1 protein-coding gene and 1 pseudogene are annotated in these 1154 nt (G+C 33.1%); one reads left to right on the top strand and one right to left on the bottom strand.

Translation table 11 applies throughout. The features are described from left to right. Nucleotides 1-306 (bottom strand): annotated as a pseudogene (locus A5875_RS24370) (dienelactone hydrolase family protein); the annotation flags it as partial. Between the two features lie 266 nt (nucleotides 307-572). Between A5875_RS24370 and A5875_RS23110 the strand changes: the two are divergent. After that, nucleotides 573-1037 (top strand): cupin domain-containing protein, encoded by a 465-nt coding sequence (locus tag A5875_RS23110; RefSeq protein WP_088935941.1) that lies wholly within the window; start codon nucleotides 573-575, stop codon nucleotides 1035-1037. Nucleotides 1038-1154 lie beyond the last annotated feature (117 nt).

Below are 1154 nucleotides of genomic sequence, written 5' to 3'. Positions count from 1 at the left end.
TGAAGGGCATTCGGGTCGAATATACAAGTAATCTCTAATACGAGACCCATAATAACAAACAATGCCATCAAGAAGAGGATTTTGAGAAATGCACCAAGCAAGTGTTGCTCCCACACTGTAGCCAATGATAAAGACTTTAGTGTAGCTTTCTTTAAGTTTTATTATAATTTCTTCAATTAAAATAAGTTTTTCATCAAATTTACTTCTTTTAAAAGCTTCGTAAGCTTCATCGCTTTGTTCATAAGTGAATAATTCACTACCATCGAGAAGATTTGGACAAAAAATATCATATCCAGTATCAAATAGTTTCTTACCTGTCTCTTATACACATCTAGATGTGTATAATGGTAGAGAGTTTATAGTTAATGTTTATAAGTATGCTAATAATCTTAATGTTGGTAGTTTTCATGAGGAAATCAATCAAGTGACTATTCTCAGTATCTGATGAGTAGTTGGAATTGAATGATAAGTGGATGCCGCTCACTGATGTCGTGATCTGTTGGTAATGTTTATCCGGAAAGTCTTGAACCAGTTAACAGAAAACAGTGAAATTCAATTAGGGAGGAATGAAAATGAATAGAGTTGGAAATAGTGATTCAATTGACCAACAATTTGTTTGGAAGGATGATTCTGGTCTAGTAACAAGGGAAATGGGAAAATCAGTTGGTAGCGAAAAGATTTACACAAATATGGACATAGTACCTCCATTAAAAAGAAGCACAAAATATCATAGCCATTCACAACAAGAAGAATTCTTTTTTATTTTATCGGGAGAAGGAACACTTATAGTTAACGAACAAAAAATCTCAGTAGGAGCCAAAGATTTTTTCGCTAAACCCGCTGGTATTGGTGTTGCTCATACATTCGTTAATACTGGGACAGAAGATTTGATTATTTTGGATTTTGGTACTTTGGAAAGTGAAGATATATGTCATTATCCAGAGGAAGGAGTCTTTTTGTATAAAACTGCTGATGGTCAACGAGAGGCATACAAAAATGGAGTATATCTAAAAGATTGGACAACAAATCCAAATTAGACTGACTAGATAATCATTGTTTTATCATTTTGCAATCTACAATAACTCACGAAGCCTATTCTTCAAAAATTGAGGAATAGGTTTTTTTATTACAGATACCTCGTATTTTATGATGTC

The sequence above is a fragment of the Enterococcus sp. 3H8_DIV0648 genome (assembly GCF_002140655.1).
In the GTDB taxonomy this organism is placed as follows: Bacteria; Bacillota; Bacilli; order Lactobacillales; family Enterococcaceae; genus Enterococcus_A; species Enterococcus_A hulanensis.
This window is presented reverse-complemented; position numbering and strand designations above follow the sequence as displayed.

Bases quoted from the DNA above. Each gene is read 5' to 3' on its own strand.
- A5875_RS23110 (WP_088935941.1), top strand. From the start codon at position 573: ATGAATAGAGTTGGAAATAGTGATTCAATTGACCAACAATTTGTTTGG.